A 23,318-nucleotide genomic window follows, 5' to 3' on the forward strand; every position below is an offset into this window, starting at 1 on the left:
CATCAAGTCTTTTGCGCAGGTAAGGCCACGTTTTTCGGTTGCGGCCACCCCTGTGCGTCGAACCGGAACAACATGTCGGACCTGGCGAAGATAAAGGCGAAGGCCATGGCCGTCCACATGCCGAGCAGCAGCCCGGCCGCCACATCGCTCGGATAATGCGCGCCGACAATGACACGTGAGACGCCAATCACAAGGGCAAGCAGAAGAAACGCCCAGCGAAAGCGCGGCATAAGCATGGCAAAGACACCGAAAAACGCTCCGGCAGCCGTGGAATGGCCGGAAGGAAAGCTTTCATAAAGATTGTCGCCGGTGAAGGGTGTAAGGCTATACGCCCCCATTTCCAGAAGGAGCTCCGGCCGCGCCCGGCCGATCAGGAACTTTAGCGTATGAACGAGAATGCTCGCGGTTCCGATTGTCAGAAAGAAATAGGAGAGAAGCCGCCACGCTGTCCGCAACCGGCCATGATAGGTCTGCGCGCTGAGAACCCGCGCCGCGACATAGGCGAGAATGGCCAGCGCGCCGGTGGAATAAAGCATCCAGCGGAAAGTTCCGAAATCGGTAATCGCACGATTAAAGGATACCACTGCACCGGGCAACGCCTGCGCGCTTTCCGAGAGGCGCGGATCAAAAGGGACAAAGGCCGCAACCAGCACAAGGCTCGCCGCAAAAATCCATCCGCTGGAAACGAGAAAACGCCGCATCAATATCCTCTCATCGTTTTTCTTGCATATGGCTTTGCCATCCGCAAAAACAATAGGCTGGCTTTGTCCTTGTTATGGCTTGTTTTCGCGGGTAGAGGCTAAAGCATATAGCCCGAAAACGTGCAGTACCTTCGGGAGAACGGCACGCCCGAAGAATTGCGACCAGCAACGGACCGACGGACTAAAAATGACGAATGCCAGTGAAATGCCCCGCAAGCTGACGATCTTGGGTTCGACGGGTTCGATCGGCTCCAATACGCTGGATGTGGTCCGTCAACTGGGCGGCAGGGGCCAATTCGAGATCGTGGCTTTGACCGGCGCCGGGAATATCGCCCTTCTGGCGGAGCAGGCGCGACAATTCGGCGCGGAGCTTGCCGTTACCGCCGAGGACGACAACTACGAAGACCTCAAGTCCGCTCTCGCAGGAACGGGCATAAAGACCGCGGCAGGCAAATCCGGTCTTGAAGAGGCGGCTTCGATGGATGCCGGCTGGGTGATGGCGGCCATTGCCGGAACCCCCGGTCTGGCCCCCACGGTGACTGCGGCCAGGCGTGGCGCAGATATCGCCCTCGCCAACAAGGAGTGCCTCGTTTCGGCGGGCGATGTTTTTATACGCACGGTCAAGCAGGGTGGCGGCAGGCTGATCCCGGTCGACAGCGAGCACAGCGCAATCTTCCAGTGCCTCACGGGCGATCACAGAGAGGCTGTGGAACGCATCATCCTGACGGCTTCCGGCGGCCCGTTCCGGACATGGTCGCGCGAAGAAATGACCAATGTCACGGCGGACGTCGCCCGCGCCCATCCCAACTGGTCAATGGGGTTGAAGGTTTCCATCGGCAGCGCGTCCATGTTCAACAAGGGACTGGAGATGATCGAGGCGAAATATCTCTTCGATCTCAGGCCGGATCAGGTTGAGGTAATAGTCCATCCGCAGTCGATCGTGCATTCGATGGTTGGCTACAGCGACGGCTCTTATATCGCGCAGCTCGGATCTCCCGATATGCGCACCGCCATTTCTTACGCCCTTACCTATCCTGAGCGCGGACAGCTGAACGTCGAACGGCTGGATTTCGCAAAACTGGCGAGGCTCGATTTCGAGGCGCCGGATGAGGCACGGTTCCCGGCACTTCGGCTGGCGCGAACCGCGCTGGAGCGCGGTGGCTTACAGGGTGCCGCCCTGAACGCCGCCGAGGAGACTGCCTTTCACGCCTTCGTCGACGGGGCCATCGGTTTCCTCGATATGGCGGAAATCGTGGAAACGGTCATGGACCGGATGGATGACGGCCGCAGCGCTGGCACGATCGAAGATGTATTCGCGGCAGATGAGGAAGCCCGCCGCCACGCCGGCGAACTCATCTCCACCAAAGAAAAGGCCGCGTAAACGCGGCCCGATTTCCCTATCCGAAGAGTTTCCTTACGCCACCGCACGCGCCAGCGCGCAATGCGACCAGAGTTGATGCAGCGCGCCGACCAGATGCTCGATGTCCGCGTCGCTATGCAGTGGGGTCGGAGTGATGCGCAGACGCTCGGTCTTACGCGGCACGGTTGGATAATTGATCGGCTGCACATAGACGCCGTGACTGTCGAGCAGGATATCAGATATCCATTTGCACTTGGCAGCATCGCCCACCATGACCGGCACGATGTGGCTTGGATTATCCATATGCGGAATGCCGCGCGCATCGAGAAGTCCACGCAGCTTCCGCACGCGGTCCTGATGACGGGCCCGCTCGAAAGGGCTTGCCTTCAGATGCTGGATCGAAGCAATCGCTCCGGCGGCGAGCGACGGCGGCAATGCCGTGGTGAAGATGAAGCCGGAAGCGAAGGAGCGGATGAAATCGCAGACCGCGGTGGAGCCGGTAATGTAACCGCCCATGACGCCGAAGGCCTTGCCGAGCGTTCCCTCGATGATCGTCAGGCGATCCATCAGGCCTTCGCGCTCGGCAATGCCGCCGCCGCGCGGGCCGTACATGCCCACAGCGTGGACTTCATCGAGATAGGTCATGGCGCCATAACGATCGGCAAGATCGCAGATTTCCCTGATCGGCGCGATATCGCCGTCCATGGAATAAACGGATTCGAAAGCGATGAGCTTCGGCGCGTTCGGATCAGCGGCCTGGAGCTTGGCCTCGAGGTCCTCGAGATCATTGTGCTTCCAGATCACCCGCTCACAACGGCCATAACGGATGCCCTCGATCATTGAGGCATGGTTGAGCGCGTCCGAAAAGATGATCAGGCCAGGTATCTTCTGGCCGAGCGTGCCGAGGGTAGCCCAGTTGGACACATAGCCTGAGGTGAAGATCAGCGCCGATTCCTTGCCATGGAGGTCAGCAAGTTCGCGCTCGAGCAGGACGTGATAGTGGTTGGTGCCAGAAATATTCCGGGTGCCTCCCGCACCCGCGCCACAGTGATCAATGGCGGCTTTCATGGCTTCGACAACCTTCGGGTTCTGGCCCATGCCGAGATAGTCGTTGGAACACCAGACAGTAACGTCCTTGCGTTCACCATTGGCGTTATACCGGGTCGCGCGGGGGAAATTGCCCTGCTGGCGTTCGATATCCGCAAAAACGCGATAGCGTCCCTCAGAATGCAGGCTTTGCAGTTCCGTCGTGAAAAATGCCTCGAAGTCCATGCCATGCTCCAGAATTGACCAGCTCGTTCTCTGCCTCGTTGCCGGGACCGTCAACCCTTCCGGGCTATTTTAGCCGCCACTGCGTCAATTCGCCGTTGTTTTGAACCATTCCAATAAACCGTTTATAGCCGCTCATGAAAAGCGCAAAATTGATTCACATCAAAAAAGCGGATTTTTGGAACCTTTTTTGCGCCGCGCCGTTGTTTGGGGCACAATCGATTTACGCTCGGAGGAATGCCTTAAGTGGAGGCTTCCCTAAACGACATCGAATTGTTAGTTATCTGTGGCGGTCGGAGGTAGCAGTCGCCGCAGATAAATATGGGACGCCTACCGAGCCAAAGAGCTCATTGTAACGTTGGAGAGAGTTTCATGAAAAAGGCAATCATATTTGCGCTGGTCGGCCTGTCGCTTGCAAGCTGCACGCAGACTGAAAAGGGTGCTTCGATTGGTGCCGTTTCCGGCGCCGTTATCGGTGGCGCGGTCACTGGCAACGTTCGTGGCGCAGCTGTTGGCGCAGCGATCGGTGGCGTCGGTGGTGCTTTGATTGGCAACGCTTCCGAGCCGGGCTATTGCTATTACCGCGACCAGTACGGCCAGCGTTACACGGCACGTTGCCGCTAATCGCTTCGCGAAATACCGTTGCACAGAAGCCCCGGTCATCCGGGGCTTTTTGCGTTATGGGCTGCAAAACATGTGCCGAGGGTCCTCAAAGCCGTTTATTTATGATTAAATTGCAATGTTAACGGAGAGGAAACGGGTTAGGGCGACAATAAAGGCTCAACCATAAAGCAGCTTATGCGAAGAACACGAACTAACCCGAAGACAGGTATTGCGTATCGGAAAGCTGGCACCGCGCTTGCGGTTGCTGTGACGTTCGCCCTGTATCCGGCTTTTACGCGTGATGCCTTCGCCTTTAAACTGTTCGGCATGCGCCTGTGGGGTTCGGAAGAACCGGAGGTCGAGGTTATCAACCCCGTCAAATATGCCGTCACGCTCAACGCTCCCGACGCCGACAAATCCCTGACGGACAGCCTCGAAAACAGTTCCCTTCTTTTGGCCGACAAGGACAAGCCTGCCTCAGGCGATCTCGGACTCCTGATAAAGGCAAGGGACGACAGGGACAGGCTGATTGCAGCGCTTTATGAAAACGCCCGCTATGGCGGTATTGTCAATGTCACCGTGGCCGGGAGGAATGTCGACGACCTGCCGCCCAACCCGGTTTTCGACCATAGCGCGCCCGTTCCCGTGGTCATAACCGTTACGCCCGGTCCCAAATTCACACTCGGCAATATCCGTCTCCAAGGCGACGTCACAGGCCGCAATCTCGAGGAATACGGCCTGACGACGGGCGGCGATGCCGGCTCCCTGGCGATCATCCGCGCCGGCAACAAGCTGATTGATGATCTGAAGGCCGAAGGCCGCCCGCTTGCCAAGCTGACGAAACGCGAGGCCGTTGCAAACCACGCGACAAACACTGTCGACATCACCATGGCGGCCGAAGGCGGCCCCGTCGCCCCACTCGGCACGGTCACCGTCACCGGTGAAAAAACCGTCGATGGGGATTTCATCCGCCGCTATTCGCGCCTCAATGGCGGCGAGCCCTATTCGCCGGAAAAACTGCGCAAGGCCGCCGATCGCCTGCGCCAGCTCGGTGTTTTTTCCAGCCTGACGATCAAGGAGGCAGGAACGCTCGCCCGCGACGGCACCATTCCGTTGACCATCGAAGTGTCCGAAGGCAAGCACCGCTATTTCGGCGTCGGCGCACAATATTCCACCACCGAGGGCATCGGTCTTCAAGGCTACTGGGGCCACAGAAACCTGTTCGGCCAGGCCGAATCTCTGCGCATCGAGGGCTCGGTCTCGCGCATTGCAGAGGCATCGAGCGTGGAAGGCATGGACTATTCGGCGGGCATTACCTTTACGAAGCCCGGAATGTTCAATCCCCGCACGACATTCAAGACCAGCCTGATTGCCAAGACCGAGCATCCGGACACCTACGAAGCCAAGACGCTGACTGGGACTGCCGGTTTCAGTTATGAACTAAACGATACCGACACGGCTGCCGCGGGCCTGGAGGTGCAGTGGGCCGATACAGACGACGCCTTCGGAAAGAACGAATATCTTACCACGTCCATTCCGCTGGAATTCGTTCGCGATACCCGCGACGACAAGCTCAACCCGACCGAAGGCTTTCGTGCATCGGTGGCCGCCAAGCCCAGCTATGAGGCCCTGAACGGGACCTTCTTCTCCTCTTTCGAAGGTTCGATTACCGGGTACAAGGGGCTGGGCGCGGAAGACAGGCTGATCATGGCCGGAAAACTGTCGGGCGGCGTACTCGTCGGCGGAAGCGACCTGCAGGACATCCCCACCACCCGCCGCTTTTATGCCGGGGGCGGCGGGTCGGTGCGTGGCTATAGCTATCAGGAAATATCGCCTTATAATGCGGCAGGCGACGCGACCGGCGGTCGCTCCTATGTCGTTGGCTCCATTGAAGCCCGCATCAAGGTCACCGACACGATCGGTATCGTGCCTTTTATCGATGCGGGTGTGGTCTCTGAAGACGTGACCCCGGACTTTTCCGACATTCGGGCTGGCGCCGGCATCGGGCTGCGTTACGCGACACCCTTCGGGCCTCTGCGTCTGGATGTCGCCACGCCGCTCGACAAATACGATGGCGGCAACAGTTTCGGCATTTATGCTGGCATCGGTCAGTCTTTTTAAACGCCGCAGTCGAACACCCTTGCAACAGAGTGTAGATTACCCTTTATGAAAACGTTGATTCGATTGCTGAAATGGCTGGGCTACGCTGCCTTGTGCGGCGTGGTACTTCTGTTGCTTGCAGCCTTTTTCGTCGGTTTTACGCCGATGGGCGCGAGAATAGCCGCAAAGCAGATTTCATCGCTTGTATCGACACCCGATCAGATAATCGAGATTTCTCCGCCCAGCGGGCTTTTGACGGGGCATCTGAGGCTCGACAACGTCACTCTTTCGGATCGCCAAGGCCCTTATGCCCGCGTGAACCAGATCGCCGTCGACTGGTCACCCTTCTCGCTTCTTGCCGGCACCTTCCATGCGGACCGGGTATCGGCGGGGTCGATCGATGTCCAGCGCCAACCGGTTCCGGTGGAGGAAACGATGAGCAAAAGCTCCGGCAGTTCCTCTCTGCCGATTGAAATAGCGATCGACAATTTCAGCTTTCCCGATATTCGTCTCGGCCAGCCCCTTCTCGGCCGCCCCTTTGAATTGACGGCCGAAGGCAACCTCAAGGCCGCCAGCGACGATATCAGACTGTCGCTCACGGCCCACCGGCTGAATGCCCCGGATGCGGCCGTTAACGCCGACATCGCATTTCTTCCCAACGAAAATGTCCTGAAGCTGAAAGCGGAGATGCGGGAGCCTGAGGGCGGACTTCTTGCCACGCTGCTGTCTCTGCCCGGCACACCTGCGGTCGCCATCGACCTTAACGGCGAAGGACCGCTTTCAAACTGGACCGGCAGCATGCGCGGCAACGTCGCTGGTAACCCTGTTGTCAACGTCACCGGCCGGCACCTCCTCGCGGAGGATGGCACCCGCCGCATCGAAGTTGCGGGTGGCGGCCAACCCGATCTGCTTCTGCCGCCCGCCTTCCGGCAGCTTTTTGCCGGTGAGACGAAGCTCGACGCAAACGCCACCCTTTCCCCAAAGGGGCGCATCGAAATCGGCAGCAGTACACTGGAAACCGGCACCTTGCTGCTGACGGCCTCCGGCACCATTGATCCGAACGGCCAGAACGACCTCGCCGCCAACCTCATCGGCACAGCCGGGCCCGTCGATTTTCGCTGGCCGCTGAGCGATGGGGAGGTGCAGGCCCTCATCAACGGCCTCGATCTTTCGTTAAAGGGTGGGGCAGACGCCGCACATCTTGACACGACCGTTTCCCTGCGCAGCCTCTCTTTGCCGCAAGGCAGGCTGGACGACGTCAAACTGACGGCGCAAAGCGCTGATCTCAATATCGCTGACCGGAGCGGCACAATCGCCACCGCTCTCTCCGTAGCGCAATCGTCCTTTGTCAGCCCGGATATTGATCGGCTGGTGCGTGCGCCGCTCACCATCAAGGCACCGCTCCGCCTGAGCCCATCCGCCATCGGCTTTGATAGCGCGACGCTTGAAAGCGCCAGCGTTGGCGGAACACTGAACGGCAGTTTTGACCTTACCGGCAACCGCCTCACCTCAAGCGTGCAGCTCTTCGCACTGCCCGCTACCCTTCCACCGGCTCTCGCGGAAAAGTTCGACACCACCATCGCCCTCCAGGGTGATGTCGACGTGACCATCGGTGGACGCACCAGCGTTGAAAACCTCGTCGTCAAGTCGGGAACGATCGAGGCGACAGGCAATGCCAGTCTCGAAAACGATGCATTGAGCGCCAGCCTGACGGGTAAATTTCTCGCTCTTGAAAAGTTGACGCCACAGGCAAAGGGCGTCGCCGATTTTGCGATCGAGGCCACCGGCGCGCTGGCAGCGCCGGATTTCAACGTGACCCTGACTTCCGAGAGCGCAATCCTTGCCGGACGTACGCTTGAATCATTGCAAGTCAATGCGACAGGCAAGGCCGATCCCGCCGCTCCTCAGGCGAAACTTACCGCCAGCGGCAGCCTTGACCGACAGAAGATCGATGCCAACGCCGAATTGGTGCAAACCGAAAACGGCACTGCGATTCCCGAGCTGCGCGTGGCGGTAGGCCGGAATATCTTGAACGGGCAACTGCAATTCTCGCAGCAGTTTCTGCCATCCGGCAATCTTTCCTTCAACTTTCCCGACCTTGCGCTACTCGCCGCTCTCGCTGCGCAGCAGGCGGATGGCGATATTGCCGGCGACATCGCCCTTAGCAACGCCAATGGCCGGATCGCCGCGACGATCAAAGCCAATGGCAGCAGCATCCGTCAAGGCACGACAACGATCTCAGGGTTGGCGGCCGATATTTCAATAGACGACCTTCAGGCAATCGCCATCAACGGCAAGGTCAACGCCGATACCGTCAATGCCGGCGCGGCTGCGATATCTGACCTGAAAGCCACAATCGGTCATTCCGGCACAACGACGCAGTTCGACGTCAACGCGCGTTACGACAACGCACCGCTGGTGGTGAATGGCAGCGCCGAGACGGGCGGATCGCCCATGACGGTAAGACTCGACGCCTTTTCCGCCGCGCCCAAGGGCATTGCCGTGCGCCTTGAAAAACCCACCACCATTGCCATCCAGAACGGTACGGCCCGGATCTCCGATTTGACCATCATCACGGGCGAAGGACGTGTCGAGGTCAACGGCACCGCCGGGTCGACGCTTGATATCAATGCCGATATCCGTTCGCTGCCCGCAAGTCTCGCAAATGCCTTTGCCACCGGACTGGATGCGGCGGGCAGCATCTCCGGCACGGTGAAGGCCAAGGGTGCGGCATCGAACCCTGCGGTCGACTATAATCTCAACTGGGTAAATGCCGAGGTCGCGCAGACGCGCGCGGCGGGTCTCGCCGCCCTCAGCATCAAGGCGAACGGTCAATTTTCCGGTGGTACCCTTCAGATCGACACGAATGTCTCCGGTCAGGGCGGCATGGCGCTTTCAGGCGGCGGCTCGCTCGGTATCGCCGGCAATCGTCCGCTTTCGATGGCGTTTTCCGGCAGACTGCCTTTCTCAGCCGTCGCGGCACAAACAGCAGCGCAGGGCCTTGATGTGAATGGCACCGCCGCCATCGACGTGAAGATTTCCGGCAGCGCTTCCGCACCTGTCATTAGCGGCAGCATCACCACTGATGGCACGCGCCTGACCGACGTGCGCCGAAACCTCACCATCAACGATCTGGGCGCCACCATCACCTTCGACCGTGATCGTGCCGTCATCTCCCGATTGACCGGCAGGCTGGCAGGCGGTGGAACGATCTCGGGAACCGGCAGCGTCGGCATAACCGGTGGTTCGGGTTTTCCTGCCGATATATCGATTACGCTTAATCGCGCCGGTTACAACGACGGCACGCTGGTAACGACAGTGGTGAGCGGCACGCTGACGCTGAAAGGCCCGTTGCTGAATTCCCCCGTGCTGGGCGGCAACCTGACGCTGGACAGAAGCGCCATCACCATTCCGGAGAAGCTGCCGGCCTCGCTGACGGAGATCGACGTCAAGCACAAGAACGCGCCACCCAAGGTGCGCGCGCAGGCCAAGGCGCTTGGAGCCGATCAGGGCGGAAGCGGCAGCTCGTCCACCATCAATCTCGATCTGCAGGTCAATGCACCGAGCGGTATATTCGTGCGCGGTCGGGGTATCGATGCAGAACTGACCGGCAATCTGACGATCCGTGGCACCGCAGCGGTTCCGGTCATTTCCGGCGGCTTCGAAATGCGTCGGGGCAGGCTTGAAATCCTCACTCGCCGCCTTGATTTCACGACAGGAAATATCAGTTTCGGTGGCGGCCTCGTTCCGGTCCTCGACATGAAGGCGGACTCAACGGTTGGTTCAACGACCATCACCGTATCTGTTTCCGGTACTGCCAACGATCCGACCTTTGCGTTCTCCTCGGCTCCCGCTCTGCCACAGGATGAGGTGATGGCACAGCTGATCTTCGGCCAGTCCATGTCAAAACTATCCGCGCTGCAGATCGCACGGTTGGCGGATGCCGCCGCTCAACTGGCCGGCGGGCGTTCCACATCGCTGTTCGACAAGCTCAGAAGCAATCTCGGCGTCGATGATCTTGATATTTCGACCGATTCCGAAGGACAGGCCCGTGTTTCCGCCGGTAAATACCTGAACGAAAGAACCTATCTGGAGCTGCAGCAAAGCGGCGAATCCGGCGCAAAAGCCATCATCAATCTCGACGTAGGACGCGGTGTGAAGCTGCGCGGGGAAGCGGGCGGCGATGGCGAAGGCGCAGCAGGCATATTTTACGAGAAAGAGTATTGAGATGGTTCGCATTTAGGTTTGCGAAACCATCTCATGCTAGGAATCTTCCATTGAAGACGGAAATATTGTTTCCGGCTGTTCAGGCACCAGGCAGAACGCCAAATTCGCATTGCAAGTGTCGGTGCACTTGCGCCGGCCTCCACAGCGAGCATTGGGAAGAATTCTGATGGCAATGATTAACTCTACCAATTTTGGCGGTGAGACGCTCGAAATCATCGCATTCCGCCTGCATGATCAGGAATTCTGCGTGAAGACGACGACCATTCGCGAAATCCGCGGCTGGGCGCCTTCGACGCCCATTCCCCACGCACCGAAAGACGTCATCGGCGTCATGAACCTGCGCGGCTCTGTTATCCCGATCATAGATCTGGCTCACAAACTCGGCATGAAAAGCACCGTTGCCAATGAGCGCAGCGCAATCGTAGTAGCCGAGGTGCATAACATGGTCATCGGCATGCTGGTGGATCGCGTTTCAGACATTCTGACGATCCCGGCAAACCAGGTCCAGCCGGTTCCCGAAATTTCAGCCTCCTTCGACAAGTCCTATTCCGAAGGGATCATCGCCAACGAACATGGCATGATCTGCTTTCTGAACCTTGCGAAAATGTTCAAGGGCACTGAAGCGGAAGATCTCGCGGCCTGACAAGGTCTGCGCAGGCCTCGCTGAAGAATGATAAGGAACAATCCAGACCGCCGGAGCACCTGCCGGCGGTTTTGTTTTTTCTTTCACGCATTTTATTAAATAAGAACATTTTAATATTATAGATATCTAATATTAACGCCATAGATCAGTACCGCGCCGGTAAGCCTATTACGCGGGCGGATACCTGACCCAGGGCCAACATAGAGAAGTGCCTGCATTGCTGCCTTCGGCGGCAAAACCTGTTCGGTGTTCAACGTGATATGGCGTGGACCGCATCTTCTTTGCGGCTTGCCGCGCCGTGGGCTGACTTTGGGGGACTTGTAATGCTGGGGTTAGGAAAAAGCGCAGACAGTAGAAATATGCTCGATGCGATATCAAGATCGCAGGCGGTCATCGAATTCGATCTCAAAGGTAATATCCTCACCGCAAATAAGAATTTCTGCGCGGCACTGGGTTATGACCTCACCGAGATCGTCGGTAAGCACCACCGCATATTCTGCGACAGCGAGCTTGCCGCGTCTCGCGCCTATCAGGAATTCTGGGACTCTCTCGCCCGTGGCGAGTTTCAGGCCAGGGAATTTCGCCGTATCCGCAAGGACGGCTCGGTGATCTGGATCGAGGCATCCTACAACCCGGTTTTCCGTTCGGGCAAGCCCTATAAAGTGGTAAAGATCGCAACAGATATCACCGCAAAAAAGATCACGGCCGCGGAAGATGCGGGCAAACTGGAGGCGCTCTCCCGCTCGCAAGCCACCATTGAGTTCTTTCCTGACGGTACGATCATCACCGCCAATCCAAACTTCTGCGCTGCGGTGAACTATGACCTCAAGGAAATCGAGGGCAGGCACCACCGCATGTTCTGTGATCCTGCCTATGCCGCCTCGCCCGCCTATGCAAATTTCTGGCAACGACTGGCATCAGGCGAATTCATCTCGGACGAGTTTGTCCGCTACGGGAAGAACGGCAAGGAAATATGGATCCAGGCCGCCTATAATCCCGTTGTCGATGAAACCGGTAAAGTGGTGAAGGTGGTGAAATTTGCCACCGACGTCACACCGCGCATGAGCGCCATTCGCATGCTTGCAGATGCCCTGCGGGCGCTGGCCGAAGGCGACCTTGTACAACGCCTCGACAACAGCTTCGTGCCCAGCATGGAAAAACTGCGGGCAGATTTCAACGAGGTCGTCGCCAAGCTGCAGGCCACGATGCAGACGATCGCGCATAATGCCTCGACAATCGCATCCGGATCCGGCGAAATCCGCATCGCCGCCGATCAGCTCTCGCAACGCACCGAACAGCAAGCCGCCTCACTGGAGGAGACCGCTGCGGCGCTGGAGGAGATCACCACCACCGTAACCGATGCAAGCCACCGCGCAGGTGAGGCCGGTAAACTGGTGCTGCGGACAAGAGAACATGCCGAGCATTCCGGCGACATCGTTCAGCAGGCAATTTCCGCCATGGATGCGATTTCGAGGTCCTCAGGCGAAATCACCAACATCATTGGCGTTATAGACGACATCGCTTTCCAGACCAATCTTCTGGCCCTCAATGCGGGCGTCGAAGCAGCGCGCGCCGGGGAAGCGGGCAAGGGGTTCGCCGTCGTCGCACAGGAGGTCCGGGAACTCGCACAGCGATCCGCCGTTGCCGCCAAGGAGATCAAATCCCTCATCAACACCTCTCGCGAGCAGGTCTCCAACGGCGTGGATCTGGTGGGCAGAACCGGCGACGCCCTGCGGGACATCCAGTCGCAGATGGGCGAGATCGACACTAATGTCTCGGCCATCGTTGAAGCATCCCGCGAACAGGCGAACGGTCTCAGGGAGATCAATCAGGCCGTCAACGTCATGGATCAGGCCACCCAGAAAAACGCCGCGATGGTAGAAGAAACCACCGCTGCGAGCCACGGGCTCGCTACAGAAGCGGAAAATCTGCATGAATTGCTGCGGCAGTTCAGAATCGCGCACGACACGTCACCCGCACGCCCCGTCGACAAGAAACCAGCCGTCCTCACCAGGCTGCCGGTGCCGCAACCGCGATATGCTGCTTTACCAAGGTCTCATGGAAACGCAGCAGCCGAATGGGCGGAGTTCTAAGGGTCTCTTTGAAGTCTGAAGGCCGTCGGTAGCGGCGGCCTCTACGTCATAAAATGATGCGATCCGCCCTGGTAAATATCTCAAAATCTTCACCCCGCACGAGTGCGACAAGGGTGATACCCGAGCTTTCTGCGGTTTCGATGGCGAGCGCGGTGGGTGCGGAAATCGCCGCCAGAATGGGACTGCCAAGGATGGCGGTCTTTTGGACCATTTCTACCGACAGGCGGCTGGTCACAACCACAATGCCGGCATTCGGCGGCAGGCCTGCATTAACAACTGCACCTGCAAGCTTGTCGAGCGCATTATGCCGACCGACGTCTTCACGAACAGCAAGCAGCCCCTTTTGAGGATTGTAGAAACCCGCGCCGTGAACCGCTCTCGTTTCGCGATTAAGGCTTTGCGCTTCATTCAGTGCTTTCATCGCAGCAACAATATCATCCCCGTAGACGGAGAGTTCAGAGCCGCTCAGGACCGGGACCACTCGGACCGCCTGTTCTATCGACTCGATGCCACAAAGACCGCAGCCGACAGGGCCTGCCATATGCCGCCGTCTCGCCCTGAGCGCATCCGCATTGGCATCCTGCAAATCCACCTGAACGTCGAAGCCCTGCCCCGCCTCGATCACCTCGATTGACCGGATTTCCGCCCGTGTGGATATGATGCCTTCCGTCAGACTAAATCCGACTGCAAAATCGACAAGATCTGCGGGGCTGGCCATCATCACGGCATGGGTGCTGCCACCATAGGAAAAAGCAACCGGCACTTCCTCGGGCACCGCTCTCTCGCCCTCGATCAGGGTCCCTGACCGCAACGCGGTTCTCGCGACCCCTCTGTAGCTCGCTTTTGCCGACACGCCGATCACTCCTCCATCACCAAATCTGCTTCGTGTTGCGCACAGCCCAAGCAGCATTTCTTCGGGATATCACATCTAAACGAAAGCTCTGAAAATCGGAATCGGTTTCCGAGGCTGCCCCGGTTGAAACGCAATCGTTGAAGCGCGCCTTTGCTAGACTCATGTTCCATAGGCGATAATTGATGCAACCCGGTCAACGTGATTTTGAAGCTTATGTAGGCAGGCTGAGGACGACGAAGGCAATCGTACCCGCTGACCCGTTAAGCAGCAGGTCAAAACAAAAAAAGCGACCGAGACGGCCGCTTTCTGGTTCGGATTTTTTGTGGGCAGTCATTCTTTCGAACCCGCCCGGTGCTTTCAAGCAGCGACGAGAACCTCATGCAGGTTCGTCAGTTCGTAAAGGTGCTTTTCAAGCTTGGTCAGATGCTCGTGGTGATGATTGCCTTCTTCGATTTCGGCCTTGGCCGCATCGATGCGACGCTGCAACGTGTCGGGAGACATGTCATCGGCCGAAACAGCGGATTCGGCAAGAAGTGTGCAGCCCGTCGGGAGAATATCGGCGAAGCCACCGAAGACGACATATTTATGCGTTTCACCAGAAGCGAACTTCACCGTGACCAAACCCGGCTTGATCGTGGTCATCGTCGGCGCATGGTTGGCCAGAACGGTCATTTCACCCAGCGTGGCCGGGATGACGACTTCCGTAACCGTTTCGGAAACGAGCAGACGCTCCGGGGAAACGAGATCGAATTTGAAACTGTCAGCCATGGCTATTCACTTCTTTTCAATTACGCGGGCGTCACGGACTTGTCTGTTACAACGCCGACAAAGCCTTATCGGTTTCGCCACCATTGTCGGCAAGGCGCGCGGCTGAACCACGCGCCCGCCAATTCATGATCAGGCAGCTTCGGCAGCCAGCTTCTTGGCCTTTTCAATGGCTTCTTCCATCGAACCGACCATATAGAAGGCAGCTTCCGGCAGGCTGTCATATTCACCGTTGACCAAGCCCTTGAAGCCCTTGATCGTGTCTTCGAGCGCAACTAGCTTGCCCGGCGAACCGGTGAAGACTTCGGCCACGAAGAACGGCTGCGACAGGAAGCGCTCGATCTTACGGGCGCGGGCAACCGTCAGCTTGTCTTCTTCCGACAGTTCGTCCATGCCGAGGATGGCGATGATGTCCTGAAGAGCCTTGTAGCGCTGAAGGGTCGACTGAACCTTACGAGCCACTTCATAGTGTTCTTCGCCGACGATCATCGGGTCGAGCATGCGCGAGGTGGAGTCGAGCGGGTCAACGGCCGGGTAGATGCCCTTTTCAGCGATCGAGCGCGACAGAACCGTCGTGGCGTCCAGGTGGGCGAACGAGGTAGCAGGAGCCGGGTCGGTCAAGTCGTCGGCGGGGACGTAAATGGCCTGAACCGAGGTGATCGAACCCTTGGTCGTGGTGGTGATGCGTTCCTGCATCTGGCCCATGTCGGTTGCCAGCGTCGGCTGATAACCCACGGCCGAAGGAATACGGCCGAGCAGAGCCGACACTTCCGAACCAGCCTGCGTGAAGCGGAAGATGTTGTCCACGAAGAACAGAACGTCCTGGCCTTCGTCGCGGAAGTTTTCAGCGATCGTCAGACCGGTCAGAGCGACGCGAGCGCGAGCGCCCGGCGGTTCGTTCATCTGGCCGTAAACCAGCGCAGCCTTGGAGCCTTCGCCGCCGCCGAGCTTGTTGACGTTCGATTCGATCATTTCGTGGTAGAGGTCGTTACCTTCACGGGTACGCTCACCAACGCCGGCGAATACCGAGTAACCGCCGTGTGCCTTGGCAACGTTGTTGATGAGTTCCATGATGAGAACGGTCTTGCCAACGCCGGCGCCGCCGAACAGGCCGATCTTACCACCCTTGGCGTAAGGAGCCAGAAGGTCGACGACCTTGATGCCGGTGACGAGAATCTGTGCTTCGGTCGACTGTTCGACGTAAGCAGGAGCGTCCTGATGGATGGCGCGCTTGGAAGCGGTCACGATCGGACCAGCTTCGTCAACCGGCTCGCCGATGACGTTCATGATACGGCCGAGCGTTTCCGGACCAACCGGAACGGAGATCGGAGCGCCGGTGTTCGAAACGCTCTGACCGCGAACGAGACCTTCGGTCGAGTCCATGGCGATCGTGCGAACGACGTTTTCACCGAGGTGCTGCGCGACTTCCAGAACCAGGCGGTTGCCGTTGTTCTCGGTTTCGAGCGCGTTCAGGATCGGAGGCAGTTCGCCTTCGAACGCCACGTCGACAACAGCGCCGATAACCTGGGTAACCTTGCCCGCGCCGTTCACCGCTGCGGTTTTCTTGGGGGTAGCTGCCTTAGCCATTATCCTTACCCTCTTTCCTTACCTCAGAGCGCTTCCGCGCCCGAAATGATTTCAATGAGTTCCTTGGTGATCTGAGCCTGACGCTGACGGTTGTAGGACAGCGTCAGCTTGTTGATCATCTCACCGGCATTGCGCGTTGCGTTATCCATCGCGCTCATCTTGGCGCCCATTTCACCGGCAACGTTTTCGAGCAGAGCCCGGAAAACCTGAACCGAAATGTTGCGCGGAATAAGGTCTTCCAGAATAGAAGCCGCATCCGGCTCATATTCATAGACAGCGTTCTGCGTTGCTGCATCCTCTTCCACAACAGGCGTTGCGGCCGGAATGAGCTGCAGGCCGGTCGGGATCTGGCTGATGACGGACTTGAATTCCGAATAGATCAGCGTGCAGACATCGAACTCACCGGCGTTGAAGAGCGAGATCACCTTCTTGGCGATCTGGTCGGCATTTTCGAAACCAACCTTCTTCACGTCGCGCAGCTCGATGCGCTCGATGATGTTGGCTGCAAATTCGCGACGCAGGGCGTCGTAACCCTTCTTGCCGACCGTAATGATCTTGACCGTCTTGCCTTCCGAAATCAGCTTGCGGGCGTGATCGCGGGCAAAACGGGCGATTTGCGAGTTGAAACCGCCGCAAAGACCACGCTCAGCCGTGCAGACGACGAGCAGATGCACGTCGTTCTTGCCGGTGCCGGTCATCAGCGCCGGAGCAACGTCCGCCTCGACCGCATTCGCGATGTTGGCAAGAACGGCGCTCATGCGCTGAGAATAAGGCCGGGCGGCCTCCGCAGCTTCCTGGGCGCGCCGAAGCTTCGCCGCGGCGACCATTTTCATCGCCTTGGTAATCTTCTGCGTCGCCTTTACGGAGGCAATGCGGTTTTTCAGATCCTTTAGTGAAGGCATCCGTTATCCGTCCGAGTAAAAGAGCCCTGATTTAAGAGAAAGACTTGGCGAAACTATCAAGAGCGCCCTTGAGCTTGCCCTTGGTATCGTCGCTGATAGCCTTTTCCGTGCGGATGGTGTCGAGGATCGCCTTGCCTTCCGACCGGAGGTAGGAGAGCAGACCCTGCTCGAACTTGCCGACCTGTGCGACCGGAACCTTGTCGAGGTAACCGTTGACGCCGGCGAAGATCACCGCAACCTGTTCTTCCGTCTTGAGCGGCGAGAACTGCGGCTGCTTCAGGAGTTCGGTCAGGCGTGCACCGCGGTTCAGCAGGCGCTGCGTCGAGGCATCGAGGTCCGAACCGAACTGGGCGAAGGCGGCCATTTCGCGATACTGGGCGAGTTCACCCTTGATCGAGCCGGCAACCTGCTTCATCGCCTTGATCTGGGCGGCAGAGCCAACGCGCGAAACCGACAGACCGACGTTAACAGCCGGACGGATACCCTGATAGAACAGGTCGGTTTCAAGGAAGATCTGGCCGTCGGTGATCGAGATCACGTTGGTCGGAATAAAGGCCGAAACGTCGTTACCCTGGGTTTCGATGACAGGCAGAGCTGTCAGCGAGCCGGCGCCCATTTCGTCGGAGAGTTTTGCAGCGCGCTCGAGAAGACGGGAGTGGAGGTAAAAAACATCGCCCGGATAAGCTTCGCGGCCCGGAGGACGGCGCAGCAGAAGCGACATCTGACGGTAAGCAACGGCCTGCTTGGAAAGGTCGTCGTAACCGATGAGGGCGTGCTTGCCGTTGTCGCGGAAGTATTCGCCCATGGCGCAACCGGCAAACGGTGCCAGGTACTGCATCGGAGCCGGATCGGAAGCGGTCGCAGCAACGATGATCGAGTACTGCAGCGCGCCGCGCTCTTCCAGAACCTTCACGAACTGGGCAACGGTCGAACGCTTCTGACCGATAGCGACGTAGACGCAATAAAGCTTGTCGCCGTCAGGACCATTGTCGTGAATGGCCTTCTGGTTCAGGATCGTGTCGAGAATGATTGCGGTCTTGCCGGTCTGGCGGTCGCCGATGACAAGCTCGCGCTGGCCGCGACCAACCGGGATGAGCGCATCGATGGCCTTGAGGCCGGTCGACATCGGCTCGTGAACCGACTTGCGCGGAATGATGCCGGGAGCCTTGACGTCAACGCGCGAACGCTTGGCGGCGTTGATCGGGCCCTTGCCGTCGATCGGGTTACCGAGCGCGTCAACGACGCGGCCCAGCAGTTCCGGACCAACGGGAACGTCAACGATAGCGCCAGTCCGCTTTACGGTGTCGCCTTCCTTGATGTCACGGTCGGAACCGAAGATAACCACACCGACATTGTCGGCTTCGAGGTTGAGCGCCATGCCGCGGATGCCGCCCGGAAACTCGACCATTTCACCAGCCTGAACATTGTCGAGACCGTAAACGCGAGCAATACCGTCACCGACGGAAAGCACCTGGCCGACTTCCGAGACTTCCGCCTCGTTGCCGAAATTTTTGATTTGATCTTTCAGAATTGCGGAAATTTCCGCGGCGCGGATATCCATCAGCCAACCTCTTTCAGTGCAAGCTTAAGGGTGGAAAGTTTGGTGCGAAGAGACGTATCGATCTGGCGGGAGCCGACCTTGACGATCAGACCACCGAGGATCGAGGGATCGACGGTAACGGAAACCGCCACATCCTTGCCGGTAACGCTCTTCAGCGCCGCCTTCAGTTCAGTTTCCTGCGCCTCGTCGAGCGCATGTGCCGAGGTGACCTCGGCGGTAATTTCGCCGCGATGGGCGGCAGCAATGGTGCGGTAGGCGCGGATCATGCCGGGAACGGCGAAGAGACGGCGGTTATTCGCAACAACCTTGAGGAAATTCAGCGCAAGACCGGTGATGCCGGCCTTTTCGCAGATAGCGGTGATTGCCTTGAACTGGTCCTCGGCGGAGAACACCGGGCTCGCAACCAGACGCTTCAAATCGTCACTTTCGTCGAGAAGTGCGCCAAACTTGTCCAGTTCGGCCTGAACCGCTTCGACCGTACCCGCTTCCAAAGCAAGCTCGAAAAGCGACGACGCATACCTTTCCGCTACACCGGATGTTCCCTGGGAGGTCTCTGCCACGGGCACTTTTTCCCTGCTAATCGTCCAAGACCATCAGCGATGGGGCTCCACCGCATCAAATTCTTGAAATCGTTTCAATTTCCCCGAAAAAGACCGGAATTCCCCCCTGCCTTTTCCCAATTTCGCGGTCCGTCTAGCATAGGACGCCGGGACTCGCAACACGCGTAATAGCGGAAAGCGCCGTTTGGGCAAGGGGGAATGCGTTTTAATTTTCCGATTTCGCTCTGGATCAAGCGCCTGTGAGGTGCAAAAGCCAAAAAACCCGCTTCAGACCAGGCCGAAGACGTAGCTCAACGAGAATGCAGCGAGCAGAAAGTGCACAACCAGAAGTAAGAGATTCCGCATGCTTGCGCCACCATCCGAGAGGATGGAGAGTATCCCGCCGAAGACGCTGAGGCCGAATGCCGCACCGAAGGCGAGATAGACCATGGGCTGGGCGAGAAGCAGGGCGGCGGCGCCGAGGCCCAGATAAAAGCCGGCAAGCGACGAGCGCACCAGCGCATAGCCATCCCGGCGTTCGCCGGCGGGCAGCAGACCGAAAGCGCGAAGCGTCAAGCCGGGTGCGAACATGAAAAACAGCCCGATGACAGCTGACACCACCGCCGCGCCGAAGGCCAATTGTTCGCCGAACTCGGTCGGAAAATAAAACTCCATATCGTTCCCCAAATCATTCTGTTTCCCGCTGGCGTTATGACACGGTCATGACAGCAGGAAAAAGCCCTTCTTTGCTAAAGTTCAAAGGAAACTTTGCGGATCGATATCCAGCTGAACATGCACGCTGCCGCGCTCTTTAGGGCCATTTGCCAGAAGCGTTCGCAGGAACGACTGCATGTCGGAGTTGCGTCGCCCGTGCACCAGCAACCGGAAGCGATGGCGGCCGCGGATGAGCGCGAGCGGCGCTTCCGCCGGGCCAAGCAGCATGATGCCGGTTACCTGCGGGGCCGCAGCCCGCAATCCACGCGCATGTGTCTCCGCCTCTGCGCGCGTATCGGCTGATACGATGATCGAGGCAAGCCGTCCGAAGGGCGGCAGGACAGCCTTTTCGCGCTCCACGATCTCCCTCTCGTAAAAGGCCGAGGCGTCACCGGAGACGATCGCCTGCATAACCGGATGCTGCGGCTGATAGGTCTGGAGCAGGCCATGACTCTTGCGCCCCGTCCGTCCGGCGCGACCCGTCACCTGCGAAAGCAGCTGGAAGGTTCGCTCCGCCGCACGCGGGTCGCCATTGGCAAGGCCGAGATCGGCATCGACGATGCCAACGAGCGTCATCAGCGGGAAGTTATGCCCCTTGGCGACGAGCTGCGTGCCGATGACGATATCCGCCTCGCCTTTGACGATCGCCTCCAGTTCCAACCGCAACCGCTTGACGCCCATGAGATCGGAAGAGAGCACGATGGTGCGGGCATCGGGGAAATGTTTCTCCACCTCTTCGGCAATGCGCTCGACACCCGGCCCGCAGGCCACGAGATGATCGAAGGTGCCGCATTCCGGGCAATGGTCGGGCGTCAGCTCATTATGGCCGCACTGATGGCACTGCAACTGATTGCGGAAACGATGCTCCACCAGCCAGCTGGAACATTGTGGGCACTGAAAACGATGGCCGCAGACGCGGCAGAGCGTCAGCGGCGCATAACCGCGTCGATTGAGGAACAGCAGCGCCTGCTCGCCCTTCTCGATCGTCTTGCCGATTCCGCGCAGCAGAACGGGTGACAGAAACCCTCCCCTTTCCGGCGGATGGCGGCGCATATCGACAAGATGCAGATCGGGCATTGCCGCATCGCCGAAACGCGTATGCAGGTGAATGGTGTTGTAACGCCCCGAACTGCCGTTGACTTGGCTTTCCACCGAAGGCGTGGCCGAAACCAGCACGACGGGGAATTCGGCGATACGCGCCCTCACCACCGCCATGTCGCGGGCATTATAGAAGACACGATCTTCCTGCTTGTAAGCGGGGTCGTGCTCTTCATCGACAATAATAAGACCAAGATTGTCGAACGGCAGGAAAAGCGCCGAACGTGCCCCAGCCACCACCTTCACCTCGCCGGTCACTGCCTGCCGCCAGACCTTTTCGCGCATACGCGGCGACAGGTCCGAATGCCATTCGGCCGGTTTCGCGCCGAAACGATCCTGGAAACGCTCCAGAAACGCCGCCGTCAACGCGATTTCGGGCAGCAGGATGAGGACCTGCTTGCCTTGCCTGAGCGTCTCGGCCACGGCCTCGAAATAGACCTCGGTCTTGCCGGAGCCGGTCACGCCATCGATGAGCGAGACGTGAAAACCGCCCTTGCGCACATCCTCGAGAATCTCCGATGCCGCCTGTCTCTGCGGGCCTTCCAGACGCGGCTCGACATAATCGGGGTCAGGCTCGGGCACCACTGGCGGCGCGGGCAGGAATATCGTCTCGAACACGCCCTGTTTGACAAGCCCGTCGATGACACTGGTCGAAACGCCTGCAGCATGGGCAAGTCCGCTCTTCGTCCAGCCGTGCCCTTCGGCCGCCAGCTCCATCACCCGTTCGCGGGCGGGGGTCAGGCGCTCCGGCCTACCTTCGGTCAGCCGCAGCCCCTCGATCATCGGTTCGGGATCGAAAGCGGCGGGCGCACGCAACGCCATGCGTGCCACGAGGCCGGGCGGAGAAAGCGTATAGGCGGCGACCCAGTCCACGAAGCGGCGCATTTCCGTCTTCATGGGCGGGCACTCGAAACTCTTGGTAATGGGCCGCAACTTCTTCGGATCGACAGCTTTCTCTCCGGTTTCGTCCCACACCACGCCGAACACCTGCCGGGGGCCGAGCGGCACCTGAACGACGGAACCAGTTTCCACCACCATATCTTCAGGCACGGCGTAGCTATAGGGCCCGGGCGCCGGCATGGGCACAAGAACGGGCACCGTGCGCGTGGGCGACGGCGGGTCGAACAGAGCCCCAAACAGATCGGACGAATCTTTTGCCATGATGTGGCGACCATGCCCCGGCGACAGGAAAAAGGAAACCGCCCGGATGTAGTGGGCGCACCACGCAAAGTCCACCTCTTAACCAAATGCTGACCATAACCGCATAGTTTCGAATTGTGGAATGGAGCGCCGCGTGACCGAAATCCTGACATTTGCCGAACCCGACCTGCTCGCCGAGCGCCAAGCCTGGCTGACGGCGCTTGCAGGCGAGCGCCGCCTCTCCGACAACACCGTCGAGGCCTATGAGCGCGATACGCGTCAGTTCCTGACGTTCCTGACCGGCTACATCGGCAAACCAGCCTCCATAATCGATATTGCCGATCTGCGCCCCGTTGATCTTCGCGCCTTTCTGGCCAATAGACGCAAGGAGGGCGCCGGCGCGCGGTCGCTTGGGCGGCATCTGGCGGGCCTGCGCTCGCTACTGCACCACCTGCAGAAAAAGGGACTCGTCAATGCGGCCGGCGCCACCGCAATGCGCTCGCCAAAACAGCCAAAATCCCTACCGAAGCCGCTGACCGACCGTCAGGCGCTGAAGATCACCACGGCCGAGGCACAGTTGAACGATGAACCCTGGATTGCCGCCCGCAACGCTGCGGTTCTGTCGCTGCTTTATGGCTGTGGCCTGCGCATTTCCGAGGCACTGGGTCTTACCCCGGCCGATTTCCCACCCGGCGCGCGCAGCCTGCGCATCACCGGCAAGGGCAACAAGACGCGGATCGTGCCGCTGCTGGCGGTGGTGACGGAAGCGGTCGATACATACAAAAAGCTCTGCCCCTATGCCCTGTCGGCGGACGAACCGATGTTCCTCGGGGCACGCGGCGGCAAGCTTCAGCCTGCCATCATCCAGCGTGAAATGCAGAAGCTGCGCGGCGCTTTCGGCCTGCCGGAAAACGCCACCCCGCATGCGTTGCGCCATTCCTTCGCCACCCATCTTCTGGCCGGCGGTGGGGATCTGCGCACCATTCAGGAACTGCTCGGCCATGCCAGCCTCTCCACCACACAGGTCTATACCGGGGTGGATACGGCAAGATTGCTTGAAATCTACGACAACGCGCACCCTCGCGCATGAAGCAGAAAAATGGTTAACCATAGGCATTAACCAGACGTCCAAACCGCCGTTCTATAAGCGAACAAGAACCGGA

Annotated in this window: 17 protein-coding genes; 7 read left to right on the forward strand and 10 right to left on the reverse strand. The window is 59.0% G+C overall.

Annotated features, from left to right (window positions below; translation table 11 throughout):
- Nucleotides 1–2: 2 nt before the first annotated feature.
- Entirely contained in the window at nucleotides 3–701 is a 699-nt protein-coding gene (locus HQN82_RS10990; protein WP_077987018.1) for a phosphatase PAP2 family protein, read from the reverse strand.
- Between the two features lie 187 nt (nucleotides 702–888).
- Between HQN82_RS10990 and dxr the strand changes: the two genes are divergently transcribed.
- Nucleotides 889–2,082 carry a 1-deoxy-D-xylulose-5-phosphate reductoisomerase gene (dxr, locus tag HQN82_RS10995; protein ID WP_173614881.1) on the forward strand — a complete coding sequence of 398 codons (1,194 nt, stop codon included), beginning with the start codon at nucleotides 889–891 and terminating at the stop codon, nucleotides 2,080–2,082.
- A 33-nt stretch (nucleotides 2,083–2,115) separates the two neighbouring features.
- Here the strand turns inward: dxr and hemA are convergent, their stop codons facing one another.
- Nucleotides 2,116–3,333, reverse strand: a complete 1,218-nt coding sequence (gene hemA, locus HQN82_RS11000; protein ID WP_004443751.1) for a 5-aminolevulinate synthase — start codon at nucleotides 3,331–3,333, stop codon at nucleotides 2,116–2,118.
- 369 nt (nucleotides 3,334–3,702) lie between these two features.
- On the opposite strand from hemA, the gene HQN82_RS11005 reads away from it, so the two are divergent.
- The 5 genes from HQN82_RS11005 to HQN82_RS11025 all read left to right on the forward strand — a co-directional run bounded on the left by HQN82_RS11005 (nucleotide 3,703) and on the right by HQN82_RS11025 (nucleotide 12,996).
- Nucleotides 3,703–3,954, forward strand: a complete 252-nt coding sequence (locus tag HQN82_RS11005) for a YMGG-like glycine zipper-containing protein (protein WP_004443753.1) — start codon at nucleotides 3,703–3,705, stop codon at nucleotides 3,952–3,954.
- 174 nt (nucleotides 3,955–4,128) lie between these two features.
- Entirely contained in the window at nucleotides 4,129–6,054 is a 1,926-nt protein-coding gene (locus tag HQN82_RS11010; protein WP_173614882.1) for an autotransporter assembly complex protein TamA, read from the forward strand.
- Between the two features lie 45 nt (nucleotides 6,055–6,099).
- A complete protein-coding gene (locus HQN82_RS11015; protein WP_173614883.1) occupies nucleotides 6,100–10,260 on the forward strand; it encodes a translocation/assembly module TamB domain-containing protein in 4,161 nt (1,386 codons plus the stop codon).
- Nucleotides 10,261–10,426: 166 nt separating this feature from the next.
- Nucleotides 10,427–10,903, forward strand: a complete 477-nt coding sequence (locus HQN82_RS11020; protein WP_003504949.1) for a chemotaxis protein CheW — start codon at nucleotides 10,427–10,429, stop codon at nucleotides 10,901–10,903.
- 323 nt (nucleotides 10,904–11,226) lie between these two features.
- A complete protein-coding gene (locus tag HQN82_RS11025) occupies nucleotides 11,227–12,996 on the forward strand; it encodes a methyl-accepting chemotaxis protein (protein ID WP_112765624.1) in 1,770 nt (589 codons plus the stop codon).
- A 46-nt stretch (nucleotides 12,997–13,042) separates the two neighbouring features.
- Here the strand turns inward: HQN82_RS11025 and fdhD are convergent, their stop codons facing one another.
- From fdhD to HQN82_RS11065, 8 genes are all read right to left on the reverse strand, one after another.
- Nucleotides 13,043–13,858 (reverse strand): formate dehydrogenase accessory sulfurtransferase FdhD, encoded by an 816-nt coding sequence (fdhD, locus tag HQN82_RS11030; RefSeq protein ID WP_112765625.1) that lies wholly within the window; start codon nucleotides 13,856–13,858, stop codon nucleotides 13,043–13,045.
- Between the two features lie 348 nt (nucleotides 13,859–14,206).
- Nucleotides 14,207–14,617 (reverse strand): F0F1 ATP synthase subunit epsilon, encoded by a 411-nt coding sequence (locus HQN82_RS11035; RefSeq protein WP_004443766.1) that lies wholly within the window; start codon nucleotides 14,615–14,617, stop codon nucleotides 14,207–14,209.
- A 129-nt stretch (nucleotides 14,618–14,746) separates the two neighbouring features.
- A complete protein-coding gene (gene atpD / locus HQN82_RS11040) occupies nucleotides 14,747–16,201 on the reverse strand; it encodes a F0F1 ATP synthase subunit beta (RefSeq protein WP_004443768.1) in 1,455 nt (484 codons plus the stop codon).
- A gap of 23 nt (nucleotides 16,202–16,224) precedes the next feature.
- Nucleotides 16,225–17,103 carry a F0F1 ATP synthase subunit gamma gene (locus HQN82_RS11045; protein WP_004443770.1) on the reverse strand — a complete coding sequence of 293 codons (879 nt, stop codon included), beginning with the start codon at nucleotides 17,101–17,103 and terminating at the stop codon, nucleotides 16,225–16,227.
- 31 nt (nucleotides 17,104–17,134) lie between these two features.
- Entirely contained in the window at nucleotides 17,135–18,664 is a 1,530-nt protein-coding gene (gene atpA / locus HQN82_RS11050) for a F0F1 ATP synthase subunit alpha (RefSeq protein WP_004443771.1), read from the reverse strand.
- Nucleotides 18,664–19,230: a F0F1 ATP synthase subunit delta gene (locus HQN82_RS11055; RefSeq protein WP_004443773.1), complete on the reverse strand. Its 567-nt coding sequence runs from the start codon at nucleotides 19,228–19,230 to the stop codon at nucleotides 18,664–18,666. Before HQN82_RS11055 ends, atpA begins: the two co-directional genes overlap by 1 nt.
- Nucleotides 19,231–19,491: 261 nt before the next feature.
- A complete protein-coding gene (locus HQN82_RS11060) occupies nucleotides 19,492–19,878 on the reverse strand; it encodes an AGROH133_08824 family phage infection protein (RefSeq protein WP_173614884.1) in 387 nt (128 codons plus the stop codon).
- A gap of 81 nt (nucleotides 19,879–19,959) precedes the next feature.
- The gene (locus tag HQN82_RS11065; RefSeq protein WP_173614885.1) at nucleotides 19,960–22,176 is read right to left on the reverse strand and encodes a primosomal protein N'; all 2,217 of its coding nucleotides are present in this window, start codon (nucleotides 22,174–22,176) and stop codon (nucleotides 19,960–19,962) included.
- 121 nt (nucleotides 22,177–22,297) lie between these two features.
- Here HQN82_RS11065 and HQN82_RS11070 point away from each other — a divergent pair, with 121 nt between their 5' ends.
- Nucleotides 22,298–23,245, forward strand: a complete 948-nt coding sequence (locus HQN82_RS11070) for a tyrosine recombinase XerC (protein WP_173614886.1) — start codon at nucleotides 22,298–22,300, stop codon at nucleotides 23,243–23,245.
- Nucleotides 23,246–23,318: the final 73 nt, after the last annotated feature.

Source organism: Agrobacterium pusense (assembly GCF_013285525.1).
GTDB classification, from domain to species: Bacteria; Pseudomonadota; Alphaproteobacteria; order Rhizobiales; family Rhizobiaceae; genus Agrobacterium; species Agrobacterium pusense.